The sequence below is a fragment of the Streptomyces sp. NPDC059917 genome, assembly GCF_042730635.1.
In the GTDB taxonomy this organism is placed as follows: Bacteria; Actinomycetota; Actinomycetes; order Streptomycetales; family Streptomycetaceae; genus Streptomyces.
In genome coordinates this window covers 193,191-211,182 of record NZ_JBHWLC010000001.1, presented here as the reverse complement: position 1 = coordinate 211,182, position 17,992 = coordinate 193,191, and the positions used below count along the sequence as shown (strand labels likewise).

15 protein-coding genes are annotated in these 17,992 nt (G+C 70.6%); 7 read left to right on the top strand and 8 right to left on the bottom strand.

Features of this window, described 5'->3' with window-relative positions:
* Positions 1 to 14: 14 nt before the first annotated feature.
* Complete coding sequence (locus ACFWAR_RS01080; protein WP_385772143.1) at positions 15 to 647, bottom strand: DUF4142 domain-containing protein; 633 nt, start codon at positions 645 to 647, stop codon at positions 15 to 17.
* Between the two features lie 312 nt (positions 648 to 959).
* On the bottom strand, positions 960 to 1,445 hold the full coding sequence (locus ACFWAR_RS01075) for an ATP-binding protein (protein ID WP_385772172.1): 486 nt from the start codon (positions 1,443 to 1,445) through the stop codon (positions 960 to 962).
* Positions 1,446 to 1,750: 305 nt separating this feature from the next.
* Here ACFWAR_RS01075 and ACFWAR_RS01070 point away from each other — a divergent pair, with 305 nt between their 5' ends.
* Both ACFWAR_RS01070 and ACFWAR_RS01065 read left to right on the top strand, forming a co-directional pair.
* On the top strand, positions 1,751 to 2,743 hold the full coding sequence (locus ACFWAR_RS01070; protein ID WP_385772142.1) for an RNA polymerase sigma factor: 993 nt from the start codon (positions 1,751 to 1,753) through the stop codon (positions 2,741 to 2,743).
* Between the two features lie 71 nt (positions 2,744 to 2,814).
* A complete protein-coding gene (locus tag ACFWAR_RS01065; protein ID WP_385772141.1) occupies positions 2,815 to 4,293 on the top strand; it encodes a phage/plasmid primase, P4 family in 1,479 nt (492 codons plus the stop codon).
* 46 nt (positions 4,294 to 4,339) lie between these two features.
* On the opposite strand, the gene ACFWAR_RS01060 is transcribed toward ACFWAR_RS01065, so the two are convergent.
* The 4 genes from ACFWAR_RS01060 to ACFWAR_RS01045 all read right to left on the bottom strand — a co-directional run bounded on the left by ACFWAR_RS01060 (position 4,340) and on the right by ACFWAR_RS01045 (position 8,941).
* Positions 4,340 to 5,548, bottom strand: coding sequence for a sensor histidine kinase (locus ACFWAR_RS01060; protein WP_385772140.1), 1,209 nt, complete (start codon positions 5,546 to 5,548; stop codon positions 4,340 to 4,342).
* Complete coding sequence (locus ACFWAR_RS01055) at positions 5,545 to 6,186, bottom strand: response regulator (protein WP_385772139.1); 642 nt, start codon at positions 6,184 to 6,186, stop codon at positions 5,545 to 5,547. Before ACFWAR_RS01055 ends, ACFWAR_RS01060 begins: the two co-directional genes overlap by 4 nt.
* Before the next feature lie 179 nt (positions 6,187 to 6,365).
* Positions 6,366 to 7,772: a helix-turn-helix domain-containing protein gene (locus ACFWAR_RS01050; RefSeq protein WP_385772138.1), complete on the bottom strand. Its 1,407-nt coding sequence runs from the start codon at positions 7,770 to 7,772 to the stop codon at positions 6,366 to 6,368.
* A 215-nt stretch (positions 7,773 to 7,987) separates the two neighbouring features.
* Positions 7,988 to 8,941, bottom strand: a complete 954-nt coding sequence (locus tag ACFWAR_RS01045) for a helix-turn-helix domain-containing protein (RefSeq protein ID WP_385772137.1) — start codon at positions 8,939 to 8,941, stop codon at positions 7,988 to 7,990.
* Between the two features lie 609 nt (positions 8,942 to 9,550).
* Between ACFWAR_RS01045 and ACFWAR_RS01040 the strand changes: the two genes are divergently transcribed.
* From ACFWAR_RS01040 to ACFWAR_RS01025, 4 genes are all read left to right on the top strand, one after another.
* The gene (locus ACFWAR_RS01040; RefSeq protein ID WP_385772136.1) at positions 9,551 to 10,963 is read left to right on the top strand and encodes a response regulator transcription factor; all 1,413 of its coding nucleotides are present in this window, start codon (positions 9,551 to 9,553) and stop codon (positions 10,961 to 10,963) included.
* 119 nt (positions 10,964 to 11,082) lie between these two features.
* Positions 11,083 to 11,634 carry an SET domain-containing protein-lysine N-methyltransferase gene (locus ACFWAR_RS01035; protein WP_385772135.1) on the top strand — a complete coding sequence of 184 codons (552 nt, stop codon included), beginning with the start codon at positions 11,083 to 11,085 and terminating at the stop codon, positions 11,632 to 11,634.
* Positions 11,544 to 14,507, top strand: coding sequence for an AMP-binding protein (locus ACFWAR_RS01030; RefSeq protein WP_385772134.1), 2,964 nt, complete (start codon positions 11,544 to 11,546; stop codon positions 14,505 to 14,507). The genes ACFWAR_RS01035 and ACFWAR_RS01030 overlap by 91 nt, the downstream gene beginning before the upstream one ends.
* A 65-nt stretch (positions 14,508 to 14,572) precedes the next feature.
* Entirely contained in the window at positions 14,573 to 15,157 is a 585-nt protein-coding gene (locus tag ACFWAR_RS01025) for a hypothetical protein (RefSeq protein WP_385772133.1), read from the top strand.
* A gap of 288 nt (positions 15,158 to 15,445) precedes the next feature.
* Here ACFWAR_RS01025 and ACFWAR_RS01020 read toward each other — a convergent pair whose 3' ends face one another.
* Positions 15,446 to 16,033: a hypothetical protein gene (locus ACFWAR_RS01020; RefSeq protein ID WP_385772132.1), complete on the bottom strand. Its 588-nt coding sequence runs from the start codon at positions 16,031 to 16,033 to the stop codon at positions 15,446 to 15,448.
* A gap of 160 nt (positions 16,034 to 16,193) precedes the next feature.
* On the opposite strand from ACFWAR_RS01020, the gene ACFWAR_RS01015 reads away from it, so the two are divergent.
* Positions 16,194 to 16,967, top strand: a complete 774-nt coding sequence (locus ACFWAR_RS01015) for a hypothetical protein (protein ID WP_385772131.1) — start codon at positions 16,194 to 16,196, stop codon at positions 16,965 to 16,967.
* Between the two features lie 30 nt (positions 16,968 to 16,997).
* Here ACFWAR_RS01015 and ACFWAR_RS01010 read toward each other — a convergent pair whose 3' ends face one another.
* Positions 16,998 to 17,990: a phosphatidylglycerol lysyltransferase domain-containing protein gene (locus ACFWAR_RS01010; protein ID WP_385772130.1), complete on the bottom strand. Its 993-nt coding sequence runs from the start codon at positions 17,988 to 17,990 to the stop codon at positions 16,998 to 17,000.
* Positions 17,991 to 17,992 lie beyond the last annotated feature (2 nt).

Genomic DNA, 17,992 nt, shown 5'->3' with positions numbered 1-17,992 from the left:
GCGATCAGCCCGTGTCAGCGGGTGAGGGCATTGAAGTCGACCCTCCCGGTCTGCTCCAGCATCCCCATGTGGTCGAGGACCACGTAGTTGGCACGGTCGGCCAGCGCGCGCACGAGCTGGTTCTGGGTCTTGCTGCGGGTCTCGGCGACCAGGGGGAACACCTTGCCGTGCGCGTTGCGCAGCAGGTTGGCGAAGTTTTCGTCGAACGCTCCGTCGCGGGAGCTCTTCAGCTGGGCCAGCCAGCCCTGTTGCTGGGAGTTGGGCTCGTTGGGCAGGGCCACCCCGAGGTTCTGGGCGACCTGCACCACGTCCCGGTCGAGCAGCTTGTGCCCGTCGATCAGGTGCTTGCCCGCGGTCCGTACGGCGGCGTTCTGCGTCTGGACCTGCGCCATGGTCCCCGACGGGAGCTCCCAGAGACCGGCCAGCCGGACCTTCTTCAGGAAGTCCCGGTCCGCCGGTGTGAGAGGGCCGGAGGACGTGTTGATGACGCCGCGGCCATCGTCCGTCGTCGCGGAGACGACGCCGAACCCTTCGCGGGATTCGGCGAACGGGACCACGGGGTACGCCAGCGTGGCGACCGTCGCAGCCAGTCCGACCAGGACCCCCGATGTCACCAGGGGGCGGGACAGGACCGATGCGCGGCTCACTGCGGCGGACTCGCCCGCCTTGCCCGTCGCGGCCCTTCCGAAACCGGAACTACGACCTTGGAACAACACCGTCTCCTCCTCGTGTGGCACGGCGCGTCCGGCGCCGTGCCCCGGCAGCCCCTGCGGGACAGATGTCTGGTGCCCGGATCGGTGCGCCCCGGGACATTCGCCCTGACCAGGGCGCACCGTGGCGCGTCACCCTCCTCGTCGCCTGGAGAGGGCGAAGAGGAGCGGTCGCCGCCGATGCCCCCTCCGTTCTGCGCGTGACCGTGCGCGAGGAGGTCTCGGCCTTCCCTCCGGGTAGGAGGAAGTTCAGGGGGTTCCACCGGGGAACCCGGCCGCGTCGGACCGGAAGCCGGCCAGGTCCGGGTCGATCTCGAACCAGGTGACCTTTCCCGGTGCCGCTGCCCGTCTCCCCCAGGCAGCTGCCAGTGAATTCAGGATCAGCAGGCCTCGCCCGTTCTCCCCATCCGTTCCGGCTCCTTCGGGGATCTCGTCGACCGGCTGCGTGTCAGTTACTTCGACGCGCACCCGGCGGCCGTTCCACGCGATGGTGACCACACAGGCATCAGCCGTGTGGAGAACCGCGTTCGCGATGACCTCGCCGGTGAGCAGGGCGAGACAGGACATCGATTCCACATCGAGTGGATATCCCTCGATCCGCGCGATGTCGACGACACGCCGTCGACCTCTTCTCACCGCCCTTTTGGTGGCCGGCACGCAGAAGGTGAATGAATGGGTATCCGATTCCCTTCGTTTCACGATTCCAGACCCTTCGAAGAATCGCCGACATTGCATGAGTTTCCGAAACGATGTCCGGTCACCCTTGGGGATTCTTGCGGCCGGGATCACACTCTCGCCGTTCGGGGCAGACGTGTAAAGACAGTTGTCAGGGGTTGACTAAGCGCTCGCCCCGAATGTGGAAAGAGGAGCGTTGCCGCGCGGGCGCCGGGGGGCGCGAGGCACGCCGAGGCACCCCCTCCCCGCTGGAGCGGAAGCAGACGATCTTGAAATGATCCTGTCATCCAGCGCCCCGGGCCCGGGCCCCGCTCCCGGAGGGACTCCGCTGGTTACTCCCGTCGTGATCGACAGAAGAGGCACCGATGCGTTGGCCGACAGATGTATCCCAGCCGAAGGTCGGCGCCTCGGACGCCGAGTTGGCGACGCAGGTACGACACGGACGGTGCGACAGCTTCCGCCTGCTCTACCGCCGCCACTACCCCGCGGTCCACGGGTACGCGTCGACCTGCAGCCGTACGCCCCTGGACGCCTTCGAACTCACCAGCCAGGCCTTCACCCAGCTGCTGCACCGGATGGTGAGCGGTGATGTCACGACGGACCGCCTGACCGGTTGCATCCGGCTCCAGCTCCTCGACCTGGTACGGACGATCGGCGTCCAGCGGTGCGTGCGGGACCCGGGCGGCTTCGCACCCCAGTTCCGCCAGTGGGTGGGCAACGGCGCCAACTGGTCGCTCGACGAGGGGGGACAGCTGGCCCATGCCTGGCAGCGCATCCCCCACGAAGCCCGCTGCCTCCTGTGGCACACCCTCGTGGAGAGGGACGCGCCCCTCGCGGTGTCCCGGTTCGCCGGCACATCGACCGATGAGATCGACAGGGCCCGCGTCGGAGCCCTGGCGGCCGTGAGGTCCGGACGCGCCGCCCTGTACCTCTCCCAGATCTCCCTGTCGGACGACTGCAGGCGGGCCGTGCAGGAGCTGATGGCCCATCCCGACGATCCGGCCTCCCTGCACCACTGCTATTCCTGCCCCGACTGCTTCAACGTCTATCAGGACGTGATACACGCCGACACACGGCTCGAATCGCAGCTTCCCCTGGCCCTCCTGGGCTGGTGGCCCGTGCTCGACTACCTCAACCTCCGGGCCGCGATCCCGGTCCCCCTCACCGATCCACCCTTCCTGGAGAGGGCGGTTCGGCAGGCCGAACGCGCCGTCGGCCGCCCCCGGACGGAGCACGGCAGGTGGAGGCGCGTCCTCATGCCGAACGGACCCGCGCTCGCCGGCACGGTGTTCCTGACCGGTCTCGCGGTGGGGGCCCTGGTCGGCTGGGTGCTGATCACACAATCCGCCGGTATCTGACGCAAACCGGCCGACCGCTCCGGGCGGGTTCGGCCGGATCCCCGCACCGCACTCCGCTCAAGGACGACCACGTGCATCCCAGAGGCGACCAGAACACCTCGCAGGCCGCCGACTTCGACGCACCCGTTCCGGTCCGGTACGGGCGACGGGACGCCTACCTCCCCGGGACGTTGTCGGACCGGGGCAACGCAAAGCTGTTCGCGCACCTGTACAGCCACCGCTTCCGACACGTCGAAGGCCTGGGGTGGTACTGCTGGGACGCGTACCGCTGGAAGCGGGCCGGCGCCGAAAAAGCCGCCCTGTGGGCCGCCGGGGACATGGCCGAGCAGATCCCTCCCAGAGACCCGCGGGGCGAGTTCAGCGACCGCGAGCTCTACCTGCACCGTGCGCGCACGATGTCCACTCCGGGGCTGGAGGCCCTGCTGCTGCAGGCCCGAGCCGCCCCTCTCCTCTCCCTCGACCCCGATTCCCTGGACGGGCACAAGTACGACCTGTGCACTCCGGCGGGAGTGGTGGACCTGCGCACCGGCACCCTGCGCGCGCCGGACCCCGCCACGGACCGTCACTCGCGGGCCACCACCCTCGCTCCGCGGGCGATGCCCGTCCCGCGCTGGCACCGCTTCCTCCTGGACACCTTCGGCGAGGACGCCAAGGGCCAAGAGACGATCCGCTTCCTTCACCTCCTGCTCGGATACTCGATCACCGGCGACGTGGGCGCCCAGGTTCTGCCGTTCCTGTACGGGTTCGGGGCCAACGGCAAGTCGGCCCTGCTCGACGTCATGCTGCAGATCCTGGGGGATTACGCGGACGCCGCCCCACCCGGTTTCCTCATGGACAAGGGCTCCGCCCAGCACGCGACCGAACTCACCGAACTCCACGGACGCCGCCTGGTCGTGTGCAGCGAGCTGAAGCCGAACGACCGGTTCGACGAGTCCCGGGTCAAGTTCCTGACGGGCGGCGACCGGATCAAGGCGCGCCGCATGCGGCAGGACCACTTCAGCTTCGAGCCCACCCATACGCTCTGGCTGCTGGGGAACCACCGGCCCGAAGTCGGCGTCGGCGGTCACGCGTTCTGGCGCCGGATCAGGATCATCCCCTTCGACCGGACGGTCCCCGCCGAGCGCAAGATCGACAACCTCGCCCAGGAGCTCGTGCGCGACGAGGGCCCGGGAATCCTCGACTGGCTGATCGAGGGCGCCCGGTGCTACCTCGCCACACGGGATCCACTGACGGGCCCCGACACCGTTCGCCGCGCCACCGAGGACTATGCCGTGACCGAGGACCACATAGGCCGGTTCCTCACCGAGTGCTGTACCGACGAGCGCACGGGGCCGCGGGGCGCGGATGCCCGCGGCTCCGGCGCGAAGGTGGAGCAGGGGCTGCTGTACGCCGCCTACAGCGACTGGTGCCGCATCGGCGAAGGCATCACCCCCGCCGCTCCGCGCGCGTTCGCCGTGCGGGTGCGCCAGGAGGCCGGTCTCGGCTCACCCGCGGAGATGATCAGGTCGAACGGGTACAAGTACTACCCGGGGCTGCGGCTCATGACCTGATCCGTCACTCCTCGGGCGAAGGGGCCGTCCCCTACGGGAAGGACCCTCAGGGCAGGGGTGTCGGCCGAGGAAGGGTGAGGACGACCTGGAAGCCGCCGTCGGGCAACGGTCCGGCGTCCAGGCGACCGCCGAGCAACGCGGCGCGTTCTCGCAGGCCGACGAGGCCCCAGCCCGCGCCCGGCAACGGGGTTCGACGGGATCCGGCCGGGGACGGGTTGCGGATGATCGCGGTCAGGCCGGACCCGTCCACGTCGACCCGAACGGTAGCCGGTGCCCCCGGAGCGTGCTTGCGGGCGTTGGTCAGCCCCTCCTGGACGGTGCGGTAGACGGTGCACTGGGCCGCCGCCGAAAGGCCGGTGACCTCCTGACCGATGTGGAGGGCGGCATCGATCCCGCTGTGCGCCACCAGAGGCGGCAGGTCGGCGAGACTCTTCTGCGGTACGAGCGGAGCCCCGGCGCGCGCGTCGTCGTCCCGCAGGACGAGCAGGATCGAACGCAGCTCCTCCAGGGTGGAGACCGCGAGGGTCCGCACCGTCCGGGCGGTGCTCCGGGTCGCCGCGTCCAGCGCGGTGAGTTCCAGTGCGCCCGCCTGTACGGCGATCAGTCCGGCCTTGTGGGAAACGACGTCGTGCATCTCTCGGCTGATGTGTGCGCGTTCGCGGTTCACCGCGTCGTGCTGGAGACGCCGGCTCTCCTGTTCGCGCAAGGCGTCGAGTTCGGTGATCCGGTCGGTGAGGTCCTGGCGGGCGTGGTGGAGGAGCCCGATGGCCACCGGCGCTCCGCCGATGAGGAAGGCGTAGAGGGTGTGCTGGACCAGCTCCCGCGGCGTCAGCAGGCCCAGCAGGTCTCCCCGTGTGGCGTGCCAGCGACTCAGGCTGCCCAGGGCGAGCGCCGCGGTCGCCGCCACCAGCACGCGGCGGTCCGGGCGGCGCCGGGCGAGGGCGCACAGGACGATGCCGCTGGCGGCAAGTTCCTGACCGGCGCACAGCCCCGGCAGGGTGAGGAGGAAGGCGGGCAGCGGCCGCTCGTGACGGATCCGCACCGCCACGAGGGACACGAGGAGCACGAGGAACACGAAGAGGTGGTGGTGGTCGGGGGTGTTCGGCGCCCAGGCGTGGACGGACAGGTGCGGCCAGGCGTCCGCCACGACGGCCGCGGCCAGGACCAGGTCACCCGACCAGCGCGCGCCGGCCGTGCGCGGTATGAAGAACCAGTGGTCGGGCCAGCGCCACACCGACGGCTTCGGGGGCCTCATCCGCCCGTCCCCCCGGCCTCCGCCCAGGAGGCCCGAGTGGCCAGCACGGCCGCCTGCAGGCGGTTGTCGACGCCCAGCTTCGACAGCACCGAGCTGACGTGTTCCTTCACCGTCGGGGTGGCCAGGTACAGCTCCTGCGCGATCGCGGCGTTCGACAGTCCTTCCGCGAGCAGCCCCAGCACCTCCCCCTCGCGCTCCGACAGCCCGCCCAGGGCGCGCGCCGCCGCCGTGTCCGTCCGCACCCCTGTCTGACGCAGCCGCCGTACGACGGGCACGGACAGGCATCCGCTGCCGGTTCCCAGCGCGCGCACCGCCCGGATCAGGGCCCGGGGCGCGGTGTCCTTGAGCAGGAAACCGGACGCGCCGTCGGACATCGCCTGGAAGAGGTACTCGTCCCGGTCGAAGGTGGTCAGCATCGCGACCTGCGGCGGTTCGGGCAGCGACCGCAACGACCGCAGTACGGTCAGACCGTCCACGTCGGGCATGCGCACATCAAGCAGCACCACGTCGGGGCGCAGCGCACGGACCCGGTCCACCGCTTCACCGCCCTGGCACGTACCGACCACCCGTAGGTCCGGCGCGGCTCCGAGGATCTGTTCCAGCCCCGACCGCAACAGCTCCTCGTCGTCGACGATCATCACTCTCAGTGCAGGGCATGCCAGTACCGCCACGGTGTCCGCTTCTCTCGCCGGGTGCCCGTGCACCGGGCCGTGCCGTGCGGGCTGGGTCTCCAGGAAACCGCAGGCCGGGGCCTGGCTCAAGGGGGGTGTGCCTCGCCTGTGCCTCGCTCCGGCCACCCCCGACCGCCCGCGAGCCGTCAGCCGGGGGCCTGTGACGGCACTGCGGCCTCGGGCTGGCAGCGGGGCAGGATCTCCAGGACGTCCCGTACCCGGCGGTCGTCGCGGTAGGGGGCGAAGAGGCGACGGAACTCCTGGGCGAGGGTCACGGGCAGCGAACCTGCCAGGGCGATGGCCCGGTGGGCGCTGTGCACGGCCGTGTCCAGCTCACCGGCCGACAATTGCGCCTCCGTGACGTACAGGAGCACACCTGGGGCGAAGGGCGAGGAACCGCCCCGGTGAGGGCGGTCCCGGGTCATGAGGACGAAGTCCGCCAACGCCCAACGGGGTTGGTCCTGCTCCAGCCAGCGCAGGCCCGAACACAGGGCGACCCGCATGGCGTCCAGGCCTGGCGGGGAGACCACTTCCCGGTCCGTGCCGGAGTCCGCTTCCGGCGGCGCGGCCCTGTCCACCGCGCGCTCGGCCGCCCACAGCGCCCTCAAGGCTCCGCGGCCGTCAGCGAGGCGTGCCTGGGCGAGCGCGTCCCAGGCGTCCAGCACCTGCGTCGAGGCGGCCGATTCCGGGATCTGCCGTGCCGCCTCGATGGTCAGCAACGCGTCGCGGGGATCACCCCGCGCGGCGTGGATGCCGCCGAGGGTGGCCAGCGCCGCGACCGCCTGCCGTCCCGATCCGGCCGTGACGGCGCAGCGCAGGGCGCTCAGGGCGTAGCGCTCCGCGTCGGCCGTCCGCATCAGGCACATGCTCAGGCAGGAACACAGTCGCGCCCCACGGGCGCCCAGGTAGAACAGCCGGGACGCCGTGGCCGCCCCGTAGCCGCCGGTGTCCAGCATCTCGGCGATCAGCTGGTGCTCCGCACGTGCCGCGTAGGTCAGGACGGGCGCGGTGGCGGGCGACCCCGACTCCTGTACCTCCAGGGCCCGCAGCCGCGTTTCCGCCCATTCCAGGGCATGCTCCGGGATGGGCCGGCCTGCCTGCCCCGACAGGACGGGAGGACGGCCCAAGACCACCAGCGCCGAGTGCAGCTGACCGCGCAGGGCGCTCCCCGTCACCGCGGGTTCCCGCCCGCCCGGTCTCGGGGAGTGCCCGAGCACCGCCGTGGCGTGGGCGGCCCGTGCCGCGGCCGCCGGTCCCCACGTCCCGTCAAGCAGCACCGCGTCGTCCGTGCCCAGCAGCAACCAGTGCGGCCAGCCCAGCCGCGTCACCTCGTGCTCGTCCACCCCGTGGATGCGGGCGATCGCCAGTTGTGCGGTGGGCGTGGGAACGGCCCGGCCGCCCTCCCACCGGGCCACCTTTTCTCGCCGGGCGAGGACCCGCCCGTAGCCCAGGGCCGCGTGCGCGTCGGCGACCAGCTGGGCGTACTGCCCGTGGGAGAGGCCGAGGGCCATACGGAGCACGGCCAGGGGATGCTGCGCTCGGCTCTGTTGCACCGCTGCACCCCTGTCCCGAAGGCCTCGGCAGGCGCCTTCGTATGCCTCTGCGGCGCGGTGACCGGGCGGGGCCCGGAAGGGGCCGCGCGGCAGCACGTCACGCAGGGACCCGCCCCTTCCAGCATGGGCCAGGTGCCTCGGCACGGCATCTCGTGGAAACGCGGCCCCGGACGCCAGGGTCGGGAGCCGCAGGGTCGGCTGCCGGTCCTGGTGCTTCAGATGCCCAGGGCGCGACCGCCCAGGACGGTCGCGCCCGCGCCGCGCACGGTGTGGGTCCGACCGAGGACACGCGGGCGTTCGGAGCGCTCGACCAGGCTCTGATAGCTCAGCGCCAGCTCCAGCTCCAGCCGGGAGCGGGCATCGTACAGCGCGGCGCCGAAAGCTCCCTCGGCTTGGCGTATCCGGTACCGGACCGTCTGGGGATGAACGTTCAGCACCCGGGCCGCCTGGCGGGCGCCGCCCTCTTGCAGCCAGGCCAGAAGGGTCGAACTGACCCGTTCGCGGCGCTGGGCCGGCATCCCGTCCATCCGCGTCATCCACCGCTGCGCCAGCACCCCGGACAGCCGGTCGTCCTGCATCAGGAGCAGGGTCGTCAAATGGTCCTCCACTCGGACCGCCCCTCTCCTTCCGGGGGCCTCCTGACCCAAGTGCAGCAGACTGTGCGTCCAGCGTGCGGCGGCGCCCGCGTCGGTGAGGGGCACAAGCGGCCCGATGGCGGCGCCGTACCCCTCCAGCACGGCGGGCAACGCGCGTTCGGTCTCCGGCGTGGGATCCGGTATCAAGCCGCACGGGGAGTGGTCGTGGACGCCCCACAACGTGTTGAGGGGGAGAGCCCGCGGTACGGGACGTCCGGCCGCCAGCACGACCGGCCGGACCCGTCGCGGCAGCGAGGACCAAGCGGTGCCGCGGCTCAGGGTCGCGAGGTCCTCCACGGACGCGGGGACTTCGCTGACGACCTTCTCGAACAGCCGCTGCCTCGCGCGCTCCGGCTCCGGGCCCCCGGCATCCGGCACGCCCGTGGCCGTTTGGGCACGGTCGACGACGGCTCTCAGGCTCGTGTTCGCGCTCGTCGCCCTGCCCGGGACGGTCTCCATCAGCGTGCCGAGGGCGATGGCCAGGGAACGTTCCACCACGTGGCGCCGCTGCTCGGTGGATCCCCGCAACGGCACGTCGGTTCCCGGTCCTTCTTCATGCTGGAGCAGCCCGATCATTTGGTCGACCAGTGATGGGATCACCTCGAGGATCGCCTCGGCGGTGGGCAGGAAGACACGTGCGGGTAAGTCATGGCTGTGGGGGTTCAATGTCTACCTCGTGTCGGGTTCTTCTGTGAGAAGGCAGCATGGGTCGCGGCGGCCCGCTCCGTGAGCTACAGAATCTGTCCGGGCATGGTTTACGCACTCTCTTCGTATCCGGTGGCACCGCGTACTGCTTCGGCGTGAAGGTTGTCCGAAATTGATCGCCGCACGTCCGAGTTGCCACTCACAGTAGAAAGCGACGGCACTCTCTGCCCAGGTGCCTACCCGTGTCTCGCCCGGTGCGCGCCGACGGCACGGTGCCGTCGCGTTAATCCCGGCCCGCCAGGCGGGCCTCTTGCGCGTTTCCCACAGCGGGCGCCCAGCCGGGACGGCGATTCATCATTCTCGGACAGGTATCCCACGGGCCCGCACGGATCGCCCATATTGGATAGGCGCGACCGAGGGGGGCTCCACATGCACTTCTTGGGCCGAAGGCGTCATCGGCGAACTGGCACACATTTCACCGGAGTGAGGTTCCACATCATGCAGCCAGTGCATCAGAAGCGGCTGGGCGGCACGTGCCACAGGGCGCGGTCGGCGAAGGGCAACCGCGGTGGACCACAACGGCCGTCCCCTCCGTCCCAGCACGGCCGCGGGGGCGCGGCACCTCTGCCGTTCGGGCAGGCCGTCGACGCGCTCGCGGCGCTCGCCCTTCCGCACCGGGCCGGGAGGGCTGACTGGGCCGACGCGGACGGAAGCGACGGCGCGCACGCCCCGTCGGCCGGCCGGTCCGCGGAGGCGGCCGCGATCCTGGCCATGAGCTGGTGCAGGCTCGCCCGAGAGGCGATCGACCGCGGCCAGTACCTACGGGCGGTGGAACTCCTCGGCCGGGCCCGTCGACTTGCGGGCATCTCCTGGCCCCGTGTAAGCGCCGAGTTCACCGTGACGAAGATGGCCCTGGACTGGCACACCGGTCAATGGGCCGCCCTCGATGCCGAGATCGGCCGAACCGGTGCGGGGGGTGGGGCGGGTGCGGCAGCACCGTCCGCCCGTTCGGTTTCGGGCACCGCCTTGGCCGTGCTGTCGGGCCGGCTCGCGCTGGCCCACGGTGACCTCGTAGCGGCAGAGAGCTCGCTGCGGAAGGCGCTGCGGGCCGAGGCAATGGACGCCGCAGCGGGCTTCCGGCCCCAGGCCGCCGCCGCGCTGGCCCGGTTGCTCATCTCGCGGGGCGAGGAAGCGGAGGCCCTCGCCGTGGTGCACCGTGAATTGACCGGGGTGAGGTGCCGGGGCATGTGGTGGGGAGGAGTAGAACTCGCACCCGTCATCACTGAGATCCTCGGACGGCACGACCCCGTCCGCGCGGCGGCGTTCATCGAGGAGCTCGCCTCCGGAACGGTCCACCGGACCATGCCGCTGTCCGCGGCCGTGGTGGCCGACTGCCGGGGACGGTTGGCCGAGGCCATGGGCGACGGGGCGGGCGCCGCCGAGCACTACCGGGTGGCGGCCGACCGGTACACCGCCCTGCCACGTCCCTACGATGCCGCGCTGGCCCTCGAAGGGGTGGGCCGGTGTCGATTCGCCACCGGCCGTTCGGGGGCGTCCGAGATCAAGAGCGCCATGGTGACGTTCGACGCGGTCGGCGCCCGCTGGGACTCCTCCCGGTGCCGGGCCCTGCTGCGCGGTCAGGGGCTGAGTCCCGCGTCGGCCCGCGGCCACCGCCACTGCGGCTGCGACCTGTCCCTCCGGGTGGGAGACGTGGCCCAGCTCGCGGCCCTGGGCCGGACGAACCGCGAGATCGCGGAGGCGTTGCACCTGTCCCGGCGGACCGTGGAGGAGTACGTCTCCACGGCGCTCCGGAAGTTCGGGGTCACCTCCCGGCGGGACTTCCCCGCGGCACACGGCCCGACCGACGCCGCCGTGGCACCGGGTGGGGCGCGCCCGGGAGAGGCACCCTGAGGCACCCCCTCCGTCTCTAGGCACCCGCGCGGCCTCCCGGTTGGCTGGTCAACGGGGGCCGTCCCGGCCTCCCCACCCCGACCCGGCGCGACGCCGACCACACCCGAGGAAACGAAGAGATGACCATCGATACGAACGAAGCCGTCCTCACTCCGCCCGGACAGGCGCGCATGGGAGTGCTCCGGTCCGACGGCCAGTACCGCCTGATCGCGTGCGCCCCCGTGCCGGCCGGGGCCCGCCTCTTCGCCATCGACGGTGAACCGACCGACGTCCCGAGCCGGTACTCCATACAGATCGACACCCATCGTCACCTCGACCTGCCCCGCGACTGCCCCGAGGACGTGATCATCGACACCTACTTCTGGCGGTACATGAACCACAGCTGCGAGCCCAACGTACGGATCCACCAGCAGGAGGTCTTCGCCTCCACCGACATCCGGGCGGGCGAAGAGATCACGTTCCACTACAACACCACCGAGGCCCACCTCGCGGAACCCTTCGCATGCCGCTGCGCCACGGCCTGGTGCACCGGCCGCATCGCGGGATTCGCCGCGGCGCATCCGGCGGAACGGGAGCGACTGTGGCCCTGGGCAGCCCCCCACCTGCGGGCCCTCCACCAGGACCCGGACGGCCACGCGGCACCGTCCGTGGACGGCCTGCCGCAGTCGTGACCGCGACGGCCCCGTCGACCTCGCCCGGTCCCGCGGCATGGCTTCCCGGGCTGTTCGACGAAGCGGCCATCCGACAGCCGCACGCGGTCGCCCTCGATCTGCCCCCTGCCCCGGGCCGCGGCCGGCAACTGGTGACGTACGCTCAGCTGAAGGCGGACGTCGACGAGCTGGCACGGGTCGTCGTCGCCCTGGTGGGGCACGGCCAGGTGGTCGCCGTCCTGTTGAGCAGGACCACGGGCATGCTCTGCGCCTCCCAGCTCGCCGTCCTGCGCGCCGGATCCGCACAGATGTGCTTGGATGCGGCGTTCCCCCACGAACGGTTGCTCACGGTGCTGCGGGCTTCCGCCGTCGCCGCCGTGCTCACCGACCTGGATGGTGAACGGCGCCTGCGACGAGCCGGGTTCGAGGGTCTGGTCCTGCGCACGGACCAGCCGGTGCCCTCCGTTGCCGTGGAACTGCCCGACCCGGCGGACCCCTGGGCCCCGGCCTACGTCGTCCACACCTCGGCAACGACCGGGACTCCCCAGAGCTCGGTGATCGCGCACCGGAGCATCCTCGGCCTGATCCGGTCCGACGTCACGGAGTTCGGGCTGGGCCCCGGCGACCGGGTGGGGCAGAGTTCCTCCAGCGCCTACGACTCGTCGGTCGAAGAGACCTGGATGGCGCTCGCCTCCGGGGCGACGCTGGTCGTCATCGACGACGACGTCGCCCGCTCGGGTCCCGACCTGGTTCCCTGGCTGCGCGCGGAGGCCATCACCGTCCTCTGCCCGACGCCGACCCTGCTGCGCTCGATGGGCTGCTCCTCACCGAGCGGGGAACTGCCCGGCCTGAGGCTGCTCCGCGTCGGTGGCGAGGCGCTGCCCGCGGACATCGCCGAGGCCTGGTCGGTCGGCCGCCGCGTGGTGAACGGCTACGGGGCGAACGTCCCTCACGGACACATGGACGCACAGGTCGAGTTGCGGGGCGATCGGATCGACGAGTTGGTCTCGGACGCGATGCGCGCCGTGCTGGGCCTGCCGCACGTCGGTCTTCATGCGGACTTCTTCACCGACCTCGGCGGTACGTCGCTGCACGCCGCGATGTTGACATCCCGGCTTCGCACCGACCCGGCGACCGCATCGCTCGTCGTGCGCGACGTGTACCAGGACCGGAACGTCAGCGACCTGGCCCGCACCGCGCGGGAACGGCAGGCGTCGCGCGCACGTGAGCGGGCCGCTCGGGCCAGGAGCACGGCCACGGCCGACTGCCCGGACGTCCTCGGCGTTCCCGCGTCCGGACGGGCCGGACGGGCCCGCGCCACGACCGCGGCCCCGGGCACGTGGCTGATCGCGGAGCTCGTGGTCCTGTCCGCACCGGCCTACCTGTCCATGGGGTGGCTGCTCCCCCGGCTCTTCGATGTCATCGGGGCCACCCTGGCCCTGGTCCTCGCCCCCCTGGCTCTGTCCCTGCTGCGCCCCTTCACGGCCCCCGTCGCGATCCTGATCGCCGTGCTCGCCAAGAAGGCTCTGATCGGCGCGTACCGGGCGGAGACCCTACCGGTGCGGAGCGGGCGGGCGGTGCGCATGTGGATGGTCCGTCAGCTCGTACGGATCGTGCCGTGGCGGTCCATCGCCGGCACGGAGTACCAGAACATGGCGTTGCGCGTGCTGGGAGCAAGAATCGGGCAACGCGTGCACATCCACTGCGGGGTCGACCTGACTCGGGGCGGCTGGGACCTCCTCGACGTGGGGGACGACGTGACGCTCGGCCAGGGCGCGACGGTCCGCCTGGTGGACCTGGACCGCGGCCACCTGGTGGTGGGCCCGGTCGCCCTGGGCGCCGGCGCGGTCCTGGACGTCCGCTCGGGTGTCGGGCCGGGGTCCCGCGTGGGCCGCGGAGCGCGGGTGAGCGCGCTGTCCTCGCTTCCCGCGGGCGCGTGGCTGCCCGACGGCGCACTGGCCCACGGGGTCCCGGCGCGGGGCCGCGGGGCCGCGCCACCGGTGCCGGAACTCACGCGTGACGGCAGGGAACTCTCGCCCAGGGCCCACGGAGCCGCGCTGGTACTGAGCCAAGCCGTCATGCGCGGGGTCCTAGCCCTTCCGTACGGCGTGCTGGGCCTGCTGTTCGTCGGAGGAAGCGGCCTCGCCCTCGCGGACGTGCCGCTCGTCGTGGAACACCCGCTGCGATACCTGCCACTGATCGTGTGGGCCGCCAGCGCCGTATGCCTCGCGCTGGCCTCCTCCGTGGTCCTCGCAGCGCTGGCCGCGCGGTCGCTCGGCACGGTCGAACCGGGGGTGATCAGCCGGTGGAGCCGGGACTACATCCGGGTCCGGCTCAAGTCGGGGCTGGTGGACCATGCCGGGAAACGGCTCGGTGGGACGCTGCTGTGGCCCGGCTGGCTGAGGGCCGCGGGGATGCGCATCGGCTCCGACTGCGCCATCGGCACGATCGTCGACGTGGTCCCCGAGCTGGTCACGATCGGCACCGGAACCCTCCTGGCGGACGGCATCTGCCTCGGTGGCCCGAGGATCGCGGGCGGCCGGGTGTCGCTGGCTCCGCTGACCATCGGGCGGGGCAGCTTCATCGGCAACCACACGGTCCTTCCGGGCGGCGCCACCGTGCCGGACGATGTGCTGATCGGCGTCGCCATGCGCAGAGACCGGCTCTCGCCCTCCGCCGCCTCCTGGTTCGGGCAGCCGCCGCCGGCGATGCAATCGATCACATCCGTATCCGGGAGGACGCGCGCCCCGGACAAACGGGAAGGCACGAGCGCTCGACCTTGCACAAATCCCTTCAGCAAGCGCGCCGCAGGGGCGGAGACTCGCCCTACTCCCTGCCGTCGCCCGGGACCTCCGTGGCGGGGTCGTGAGGGAGAAGGATCGCGAGAGGCGTGATCATGCCGTTCGGAACGCATCAGAGGGTATATCTGAGCAACCACTGCTCCCAGAACATCTACGTCATGCCGACGCTCGACAAGGGCTGGCTGATCGCCGACGTAGTCACCGATACGGCTCTGTTCGCCCTCGGGGTCAACGAGATCGCGCTCGTTTCGGGCATGGAGCTTCCCACCGCGGCGAGCACGTTCGGCGACCTGACCCGGCTCCTCAAGCTGGCGGCGGGGCTGCTGTCGGGAACCGCGAGCACCGGCACGCGATCGGCGGAGGTGGCGCTCGAACTGGTGGAGGCGTTCAAGAAGGGCTCCATCAGGATCCCGGCGGGTGACAGCGCCAACGTCTGGGAACAGGGGCTCCTGACCACCCTGTTCAAGCCGAGCAGCGGATGGTTCGGGATGGCCGGTTACGCGACGGTCGATCTGACGATCGTCACGGAGGACGGCAAACTGACCGCCGAGGTCGACTCCTCCCCGGACCAGTCGTGGATCGCGACCGGGGAGGGAATCGTGCGGTCCGTGTACGGCACGATCAACGACGTGGATCCACAGGCCGAAGTCATCGCCTGGAGCGCGGGGGCGAGCGCCGGTGCGGGCACAGGTGACGAAGGGGCACTCGGAGAGACGGCCGACCTGCCCGTGGAAGCCGCCTGACGGCGGGCGGTTGTGTTCTTCCGGCCATCGCCATAGGAGACCCGGAGCAGGAGGTACGTCGTGGATTCCTCCCGCTGCCGGGTCCCTGGCATGTCCCGCGCGTCAGCGAACGACACGATTGCCTCGTCCTAGGGACTGCCGATCGGTGATCATCGAGCTGTGCCGGGCATATGGGGTATCCGCAGCGCGACGCCGGACAGCCAGCGGTCGCACACACCCGCCCATGACCGTCCCGCAAAGCCCTGCACCAGTTGCTCGCGCCGCCATGCCACAACGACGAACAGCGACTCACACCGTGGAGAACGAGCCCGGACGGGCCACCGGGACGGCGCGCGCGCTGCGGCGCACCTCTATCCGGTCCCCCGCAGCCAAGGGCACTGTCCGGTGACCGTCGCACCACAGCACTCCCGGCCGACTGCCCTGCTGCAGCGTCACCGCCATGCGGGAGGCCGGGGGCACCATCAAGGGCCTTGAGAACAAACCGTGCGCGCGCAGCGGAGCCATGATCAATGCGTCCACGTCCGGCCAGACGGCGGGACCACCCGCCAGGCGGTCCAGAGCCACTGAGCCCGTGGGCGTGGCACACACCACGCCGTCGCACCCGAACCCGGTCACCGGGACTCCGTCGACCTCGATCTCCACCTCCAGCATGTGGTGGGTGAGTTCGTGGTGCACGGCCACTTCCGTCAATGCCCGCTCCTCGTAGGTCACGTCCCGCGCGCGCAGGACCGTGACGTCGATCGCAAGCCGTTGGCGCACCACGTCATCCGACGACCACTGCCCGGGGCCGCCCAGCAGACCACGTCGGGTCAGCCCCTCGCCACCCGGAACGGCAGTGGTGTCGAGCACCGTACGACCGTCAACACGCCCTGTCATCCGGAATCCTCACATTCAAACAGTAGCGAAAGGATCACAGCGAAACACACCGAACATTTCCAACAAATCTTCCAACGGTCATTGCCGGTCCTCATTGGAGCTGAAATTCTCTGCATTGGCGAACTCGCACCGAAGCAAGAGGAAAGAAACCATGAGGAAATTGCCCACCATCATCGCGTGCGCCGCGATACTCGCCGCACTGTCCGCCTGCACTCCGGGCGAAGAAAATTCTCCGCCGCCAAAACAGGACGCGACCGCTGATTCGACTCCGAGTACCGATTCAAAGCCCAGTGCCGATCCGAAGCCGGACGGGACATCAAAGGCCGGCGAAACAAGCGATCCAGATTTCAGCAATATACCCGAATTCAAGGAAGCCGTGGCCGAAGCCGCGAAGAGGGAATCGGGCGGGGACGGGCAACTTCGTGGGCGGTCACTGAAGATACCGACCGGCGGTCCGCGGAACCAGTTGGACTTCGAGGGGGACCCTCCGTCCAAGGAGAACCCGGGAGCGGTCTTCTCGGTTTCCGAGTACAAGCGGATAGCGAAGCTGCCCAGCGCCGACTTCATCGAACTCCGCAGGAAGGTGCTCGGCAGTTCGGCCGGGAATCCCGTCAAGGCCAGCTTCTACAGCAACGGCTGCACCAAGGTACCCAGCATCCTGCTCACGGAGAAGGACTGGCAAGCGTGCGCGCAGCACGATTTCCGGTACACCGTGGGGCCCAACACCATCAAGGACGCGGACGAACGCCGGGCGGACGAGATCGACGCGGACACCGACCTGGAGAAGAACGCGGAGTATTTCCTCCTCCGGAAATCCCAGCCATTCTTCAGTGCGCTCCGGGCCGCCGGACTTTCCAACTACTTCGCGACGCCGACCACGGGCGAGGAAATCAACGACATCAACAGCGTCATCGTTTCTCACGTGCCCGCCTGACCGGCCCCCGGAGTCCTCGGCGCGTTCCCGTCACACAGCGCCGAGGACCTTCAGCAGGTTCCACAGGGCCGGTGCCGTCATGCGCCGGTCGAAGGCCACGTACTCCGGTTGGACGTCGTGGGGCGCCCACTTCATCTTGTACGCCAGCTGACTGCGCGACGGGTAGAGGATCCGGTCGTTGCCCGCGGCGAGGGCGAGCCCCCTGGAGAGCAGACGGTTCGCGGTGGTCTGCTCCCTGAGGGGGTCCAGCCCAGCGAGCGGGGTCAGACCGAGGTGCAGCCAGGCGGCCCCCTCCCGCTGGAAGGTCTCCAGGGCCGTGAGGTTGAGCAGTTCGGTGGTCCCCACGGGTGCGTCCGGCATCCGCCGGGTACGGTCCACGATCCAGCCGGGCTGCGTCCCGTAGGCGGGGTAGTAGCTGGCGTAGGCGACGATCCGGCCGCGGTGGCGCGCGACGAACACCCTCGCGAGCAGGACCCCGGGCTCCTCGCGCTCCCCGATGAAGAAGGCGAACTCCTTCACCCCCTTCCCCTTGCCCCGCAGCCAGAACGCGTCGACGGCGTCCAGGGCAGGGCCCACCGGGAATTCCTTTGCCACCTCTTCGGCCGCGACACCCTCGCGGCGGGCCCTGGCGGTGTTCTGCCTGACTTTCGCCAGGGCGCGTCCCCGGAGACTGAACGCGGTCAGGTCGATGCTGTACGAACTCCCGATCTGGTTGACCGCGAATCCCCGGCGGGCGTACGTCTGCGCGTCGTGGCCCCGGATTTCGGTGACGGTGAGAGAGCGGGAACACCTCGCCTCCCGTGCCCGGAACTCGTCGAGAAGGTGTACGCGGCGATCCGCGGGCGCCAGCGGATTTCCGAGCAGGACCGTGTGTCGCCCGAAGGCGGCGTACGCGACGATTCCCGGCGTCTCCACCCCCCGGTAGTAGCGCATGGTGCTGTTCAGCGTGAGGAAGCCGCTGGGGTTGTCCGAATGTGCCCGCAGGTGTTCCACGACCTCGTGGAACCGGGGGGACTGCGACATGA